Origin of the sequence: Spirillospora sp. NPDC049652 (genome assembly GCF_040675125.1) — a bacterium.
Taxonomy (GTDB): domain Bacteria; phylum Actinomycetota; class Actinomycetes; order Streptosporangiales; family Streptosporangiaceae; genus Spirillospora.
Window position 1 is genome coordinate 1 of sequence record NZ_JBFAOF010000358.1, and the last position, 6740, is coordinate 6740.

8 protein-coding genes are annotated in these 6740 nt (G+C 72.3%); 6 read left to right on the forward strand and 2 right to left on the reverse strand.

The features are described from left to right. Nucleotides 1-135 precede the first annotated feature (135 nt). Together AB0J52_RS21920 and AB0J52_RS21925 are read left to right on the forward strand one after the other, a co-directional pair. The gene (locus AB0J52_RS21920; RefSeq protein WP_500183653.1) at nucleotides 136-786 is read left to right on the forward strand and encodes a response regulator; all 651 of its coding nucleotides are present in this window, start codon (nucleotides 136-138) and stop codon (nucleotides 784-786) included. Nucleotides 787-929: 143 nt separating this feature from the next. Then, on the forward strand, nucleotides 930-1451 hold the full coding sequence (locus AB0J52_RS21925) for a YbaK/EbsC family protein (protein WP_500183655.1): 522 nt from the start codon (nucleotides 930-932) through the stop codon (nucleotides 1449-1451). 29 nt (nucleotides 1452-1480) lie between these two features. On the opposite strand, the gene AB0J52_RS21930 is transcribed toward AB0J52_RS21925, so the two are convergent. Beyond that, nucleotides 1481-2041 (reverse strand): MarR family winged helix-turn-helix transcriptional regulator, encoded by a 561-nt coding sequence (locus AB0J52_RS21930; protein WP_500183657.1) that lies wholly within the window; start codon nucleotides 2039-2041, stop codon nucleotides 1481-1483. Nucleotides 2042-2194: 153 nt separating this feature from the next. Between AB0J52_RS21930 and AB0J52_RS21935 the strand changes: the two genes are divergently transcribed. Next, nucleotides 2195-2659, forward strand: a complete 465-nt coding sequence (locus AB0J52_RS21935; RefSeq protein ID WP_500183659.1) for a DoxX family protein — start codon at nucleotides 2195-2197, stop codon at nucleotides 2657-2659. Between the two features lie 353 nt (nucleotides 2660-3012). After that, the gene (locus tag AB0J52_RS21940; protein WP_500183661.1) at nucleotides 3013-4407 is read left to right on the forward strand and encodes an alpha,alpha-trehalose-phosphate synthase (UDP-forming); all 1395 of its coding nucleotides are present in this window, start codon (nucleotides 3013-3015) and stop codon (nucleotides 4405-4407) included. Between the two features lie 125 nt (nucleotides 4408-4532). On the opposite strand, the gene AB0J52_RS21945 is transcribed toward AB0J52_RS21940, so the two are convergent. Next, on the reverse strand, nucleotides 4533-5141 hold the full coding sequence (locus tag AB0J52_RS21945) for an ATP-binding protein (RefSeq protein ID WP_500183664.1): 609 nt from the start codon (nucleotides 5139-5141) through the stop codon (nucleotides 4533-4535). A 226-nt stretch (nucleotides 5142-5367) separates the two neighbouring features. On the opposite strand from AB0J52_RS21945, the gene AB0J52_RS21950 reads away from it, so the two are divergent. After that, nucleotides 5368-5598 carry a DUF397 domain-containing protein gene (locus AB0J52_RS21950; protein ID WP_500183666.1) on the forward strand — a complete coding sequence of 77 codons (231 nt, stop codon included), beginning with the start codon at nucleotides 5368-5370 and terminating at the stop codon, nucleotides 5596-5598. Nucleotides 5599-5695: 97 nt separating this feature from the next. Then, nucleotides 5696-6740: AMP-binding protein (locus tag AB0J52_RS21955; RefSeq protein ID WP_500183668.1), on the forward strand; the 1045-nt coding region annotated here is incomplete at its 3' end.

Here is a 6740-nt window from a genome sequence, read left to right on the forward strand (position 1 = left end):
CGGCGCTCGACGGGACGCTCACCGTCGTCAGCCCGCCGGGCGGCCCCACCGAGATCACCGCGGAACTGCCGTGCGCCTGACCGGGCACCCCCGCGCGCCACACCCCGCCACGACCCATTCCGGAGGAGACCGATCATGCGGTTGATGCTGGCCGAGGACTCCGCGCTGCTCCGAGAGGGCCTGGTGCGGCTGCTCGCCGAGGAGGGGCACGAGGTCGTCGCGGCGGTCGGCGACGCCGAGGCGCTGCTCGCGGCCGTCGCCGCCGACCCGCCGGACGTGGTCGTGGTGGACGTCCGCATGCCGCCCACCCACACCGACGAGGGCCTGCGCGCCGCTCTGGAAATCCGCCGGACCCGGCCCGAGACAGGCGTGCTGGTCCTGTCGCAGTACGTGGAACGCCGTTTCGCCACCGAACTGCTCACCTCCAGCGCGAACGGCGTCGGCTACCTGCTGAAGGACCGCGTCGCCCAGGTGGACGAGTTCCTGGACGCCCTGGAGCGCGTGCACGCGGGAGGAGCCGCCTTCGACCCCGAGGTCGTGCGGCGGCTGCTGGCGGGCGCCGACCGCGAACGCGCCGACCCCCTCGCCGACCTCACCCCGCGCGAACGGGACGTCCTGTCCGCGATGGCCGAGGGCCTGACGAACGCCGCGATCGCCGAACGCCTGTACGTCTCGCAGAGCGCCGTGGAGAAGCACGCCAACGCGATCTTCGGAAAGCTGGGCCTGGGGGAGTCGAGCGGGTACAGCCGACGCGTCCTCGCCGTCCTGCGGTACCTGGGGGCCTGAGACGCCCCGCCCGAGACGCCGCGCGAGCCCTGCCCGAGACGCCGCGCGAGCCCCGGCGGGCGGGCGCGGAACCGCCCGGAGAGGCCGTGTTCCTGGCAGGCTGTCCACCACGGAAACGACCGCGATCGACGGAGGAGAACGGCATGACGGAGAAGCTCGACTGGATCCCCGCGACGGAGCGCCCGGACCTGCTCGCCGAGCCCGTCGCGGCGGCCATCGGGGACGTCCAGGGCGCGAAGGTCGCCGAGATCGACCCGGAGCTGGCCGACACGGCCGCGTTCTGCGAGCGGTACGAGGGCGTCACGCTGGAGGCCAGCGCCAACTGCGTCGTCGTCGCGGCCAAGCGCGGCGGCGAGGTGAGCTACGCGGCGTGCATGATCCTCGCCACCGACCGGGTGGACGTGAACGGCGTGGTCCGCAAGCACCTCGGCGCGCGCAAGACGTCCTTCGCGCCGATGGCCGAGGCGACGGCCCTGACCGGCATGGAGTACGGCGGCATCACCCCCGTCGGCCTGCCCGCGGACTGGCCGGTCCTGGTGGACGCCGCCGTCGCCGAGGCCGCCGAGGTCGTGATCGGCGGGGGAGTACGCGGCTCCAAGCTCCTGGTCCCCGGCAAGTCCCTGGCCGCGCTGCCGGGCGCGGAGGTCCTCCCGCTGGCCCAGTAGGGAACGTTCCCGCGGCAGGCGATCGGTGGTCAGCGATCGTCGCCGCGGAGGTTGTCGGCGACGCGGGTGAGGGCCGTCCCGAGGACGTCCAGCTCCTCGGCGGAAAGAAAGCCGATCATGTGGCGCCGGACGACGCCCCGGTGCCCCGGACGCACCCGGGCGAGCCGCTCCTCGCCCTCGGCCGTGAGCTGCGCCCAGACCGCGCGGCGGTCGGTGGGGCAGGGCGTCCGGCGCACCAGCCCGCGCTGCTCCAGCTGGGTGACCTGGTAGGTCAGCCGGCTCTTGGAGACCATCGCGCGGCGGGCGAGCTCGGTCATGCGCAGCCGCCGCTCGTCCGCCTCGCGCAGCGTCACCAGGATCTCGAAGTCGGCGTGGGACAGCTCGCCGTCCGCCTTGAGCTGCCGCTCGATCTCCTGCTCCAGCAGGTGCGAGGCGGCGAGGAAGCCCTTCCAGGCGCGCAGTTCCGCCGGGGCGAGCGGGGTGCCGTCGGCATCGGTCTCGGGGGCGGGGTCGGTCTCGGGCGCGGGGTCGGTCTCGGGGGCGGGGTCGTCGGTCGCTCGGGGCCGGTCGGAGCGGTCGGGGCGGAACATGAACCCGATTCTATTCAGTTCATATTTGAATCATTCCGCCGGGAGTGTTAGTACAGGTTTGAACGATCGCGTTCCCCCGCCGAGTTCTCCGCAGTTCTCCGCTCACGACCCTGCCCGGACGCCGCGTCCGGGCGTCCCCGCGAAGGAGCTCCCGTGTACCTGTCCCGCAGATTCCCCGCGCTGTCCGACGTCGGGCTGCTGCTCGGCCGCCTCGTGCTCGGCGTGGTGTTCATCGCGCACGGCTGGCAGAAGTTCCACGACGACGGGCACGCCGCCGTCACCAAGGGGTTCGACGCCATGGGCATCCCGCTGCCGAGCGTGGCGGCGTTCTACGCCACGTGGGTCGAGCTGGCCGGAGGCGTGGCGCTCGTCGTCGGCGTCCTGGTCCCGCTCGTCGGCCTGCTGCTGTTCGCCGACATGGCGGGCGCGCTCTGGTTCGCCCACGCCGACCACGGCTTCTTCTCCCAGAAGGGCGGTTACGAGTACGTGCTGGTGCTCGGCGTCCTGTCCCTGCTCGTGGCCCTCGCCGGTCCGGGGCGGCTGTCCCTGGACGCGCTGCTCGGCGGAGCCCTGAGGAGGGACGCCGTCAGCCACGACCGCAGGCCCGTCGAGGTCTGACCCTTTCGAGGGCGCGAGCACGACCGGAACGCCGTCCCCGGGTGAGTGCGGGCATCCGAGGACGACGGTGATCAGTGAAGGGCCCGGATCCGGACGGCGGGGTCGGATCCGGGCCCTTCCCACGTCGTCTTCCGGCCGCCTCCGCGGCGACCGCCGCGCGGCCCGCTCCCGGGTCCGGTGTCACGTCCCGGGCCCGGTGTCGTGTCGTGCGAAGAATGGCCAGGTAGCGACCCGTATGATGCCTTCTTGTGATCATGTGCCCGCGTGACCCGCTCCTGCGCGGGTAGAGCAGGGGTGATCACACCATCACTGGAAAGGCAGGTCGTGGGGTGTCACGCGCTAGCGAGTTCGTTGTGGTGGCCAATCGCCTCCCTGTGGACCGGGTCGTCGGCGAGGACGGGGAACCGTCCTGGCGGCGCAGCCCCGGCGGACTGGTCAGCGCCATCGCGCCGTTGATGCGTCGCCGGCACGGGACGTGGATCGGCTGGGCCGGAGCGCCCGACGAGCGGCTCGAGCCGTTCGAGGAGGACGGCATGTCGCTCGTCCCCGTCTTCCAGTCGGCGGAGGACGTCGAGCTCTACTACGAGGGTTTCTCCAACGCCACCTTGTGGCCGCTCTACCACGATGTCGTCGCACCGCCGGTCTACGACCGGGCGATGTGGGACGCCTACGTGCGCGTCAACGAGCGCTTCGCCGAGGTGACCGCCGCGGTCGCGGGCAAGGACGCGGTCGTCTGGATCCAGGACTACCAGCTCCAGCTGGTCCCCGCCCTGCTCCGCCGCCTGCGGCCGGACCTGCGCATCGGGTTCTTCCTGCACATCCCGTTCCCGCCGCTGGAGCTGTTCTGGCAGATGCCGTGGCGCAGGCAGATCCTCGAAGGCCTGCTCGGCGCGGACCTGGTCGGCTTCCAGCTCCCCGGCGCGGCGCAGAACTTCGTCCGGCTGTGCCGCCGCCTGCTCGACGCCCGCACCTTCAAGCAGGACGTCTTCTGGGACGGCCGCACCGTCCGCGCCCGCGCCTTCCCCATCTCGGTGGACGCCGAGGAGCTGCGCGGGCTCATCGCCGACCCGGACGTCCGCCGCCGCGCCGCCGAGATCCGCGAGGACTTCGGCGACGCCAAGCTGCTGCTCGGCGTCGACCGGCTCGACTACACCAAGGGCATCACCCAGCGCCTGGAGGCGTTCGGCGAGCTGTTCCGCGACGGGGAGCTGCGGCCGGGGGAGGCGGCGTTCATCCAGATCGCCACGCCCAGCCGCGAGCGGGTCGAGCAGTACCAGCTGCTCCGCGACCAGATCGAGCAGCAGGTCGGGCACATCAACGGCGAGCACGGCGAGCTGGGCATGCCGGTCGTCCACTACCTGCACACCTCCTACGACCGGGCCGAGCTCGCCGCCCTGTTCCTCGCGGCGGACGTCATGGTCGTCACCCCGCTGCGGGACGGCATGAACCTGGTCGCGAAGGAGTACGTCGCCTGCCGGGAGGACCTGGGCGGCGCGCTGGTCCTCAGCGAGTTCGCGGGCGCGGCCGCCGAGCTGAAACGGGCCTACCAGGTCAACCCGTACGACATCGACGGGTTGAAGAAGGCGCTGATCGACGCCCTGCGCGACGATCCGGGCGAGCACGGGCGCCGCATGCGGGCGATGCGGCGACGCGTCCTGGAGCACGACGTGGACCGCTGGGCCCGCGACTTCCTCGCCGCGCTGGAGGAGCCCACCCCCACCACGGCCATCGCCCGCGAGGCCGTCTGACGGTCCCGGCGCCGCGGGGCGCCTGACGTCCGTGACACGTCAAAGGGCGTGTCGTCCGAACGCCGGTCGACACGCCCTCTTCTGTTGTCGCCGTCCGCCGCGCCAGGGCGGGGTGGACGGGCGGTTCAGGACGCCAGGCTGAACGCGGCCCAGACGGCCTTGCCGCCGGTGGTGAGCGGCGCCCACCCCCACGCGTCGCTGAGGCCCGCGATGACGAGGAGGCCGCGGCCGTCCTCGCCGAAGGCCTCGTCGGCCGGGACCAGTTCCGGGGCGTTCCCGCCCGGGTCGGTCACGGTGACGACCAGGCGCCGCGGGTGACCGAGCAGCACCAGCTGTATCGGACGCGACTGAATCTGGTTTACGGACGTCTCAACTCCGTGCCGGAGCGCGTTGGTGACGAGCTCGGAGACGGCCACCAGGACGTCGGAGCCGTCCCCGGGCAGTCCCCACCCGGCCAGCGTCTCGCGCGCGAACGCACGGGCCGTACGGGGCGCGGTGGGGTCGGCCCTCAGGACCTTGCGGGCGGTGCGCGGGCTGCCCTCGTGCGGAGTCGGCCAGAGCCCCGCGTACCCGGACGGCACGGTCTGATCGCTGTGCCGGGACGGCGAGGGGACCCTGTCCCCGTCGGCGGCGCCGTCCGGCGCGCCGAGGGTGGGGGAGGCGTACGGCAGCTCCAGGGGGCGCCGGCCCCGCTCGACGGAAGCCGCGAGGTCGTCGGCCTGGTCAACGAACATTGGCAACCCCCGGGGCGTTCGGACGGGACGGGTGCGAGCGTTCGCTATCTTGCTCCTCACGTCGTGCATATGCAAGACCGTATGCAAGCACGAATGCATGGCCATACGCACACTCAAATGCACGTGCATTTCGTATAGTCGCTCTCGGGGCCGGTCCGGCACCGGGGGCGAGGACAGACAGGCCCGTCCGCGAGGACGGGCCACGACTCCAGCAAGGGGGCTCACGATGGACGGCGACTCAGTGCCGACCGTCATGCGCGAACGGCTCGACTGGCACAAGAGCCGGCGCAGCAATCCGAACGGCAACTGCGTGGAACTGGCGGAGCTGCCGACGGGGGACATCGCGGTGCGCAACTCCCGCTACCCGGAGGGGCCGATCCTCGTGTACACGCGCGCGGAGGTCGAGGCCTTCGTGGGCGGGGCCAAGGACGGGGACTTCGACCACATGCTCGTCTGACCGCCGGGCCGCGTTCCGTCGTCGAGTCCGGAACCCGGCCCATCCCGGTGGTCCGGGCCCTCCCCTCCGCCCGCCGCCCCGAGTACCGTCCGATGGCATGCACCTGGGGCAGATCGCCGCGCAGACGCCCGACAAGCCCGCCGTGGTCATGGCGGGTTCCGGCCGGACCCTCACCTTCCGGGAGCTGGACGAGGAGTCCAACCGCCTGGCCCGGCTGCTCGCCGCCGCCGGGCTGCGCCCCGGCGACCACATCGCCTTCATGCTGGAGAACCACCCGCTGTTCCTCGCGGTCGCGTGGGCGGCGCAGCGCTCCGGCCTCTACTACACGCCCGTCAGCTCACGGCTCCAGCCCGACGAACTGGCCTACATCGTCGGGGACTGCGGGGCGAGGGTGTTCATCACCAGTGCCGCGCTCGCCGACCGCGCCGCGGCCGTCCCTCCCGAGCTGATCCCGGACGTCGCGCTCAAGCTGATGCTGGACGGCACCGCGCCCGGCTTCGACTCCTACGAGCAACGCGTCGCCGAGCATCCGCCGACGCCGCTCCCCGAAGAGGTCGAAGGCGCGGACATGCTCTACTCGTCCGGCACGACGGGGCGTCCCAAGGGCGTCAAGCCGCCGCTCACGCTCGCGCCGGCGGGCACGCCCTCCAAGCTCTACCGGCTCATCACGCTGCTGTTCCAGCCGGACTCCGACTCGGTCTACCTGTCGCCCGCGCCGCTGTACCACGCGGCGCCGCTGCGCTACAGCCTCAACTTCCACCGCTGCGGATCGACCGTCGTGGTGATGGAGAGGTTCGAGCCCGAGGCCGCCCTCGCCGCGATCGAGCGGTACGGCGTCACGCACAGCCAGTGGGTGCCGACCATGTTCATCCGGATGCTGAAGCTGCCCGACGAGGTCCGCGCCCGCTACGACCTCTCGTCGCTCCGGCACGCCGTCCACGCCGCCGCGCCCTGCCCCGTGCCGGTCAAGGAGCGCATGCTCGACTGGTGGGGCCCGATCATCCACGAGTACTACGCGGGGACGGAGGGCAACTGCTTCGTCTACGCGAGCCCGTCCGACTGGCTCGCGCACAAGGGGACGGTCGGCCGTCCGCTCCTCGGCACGGTGCACGTGTGCGACGAGGACGGCGGCGAACTGCCGC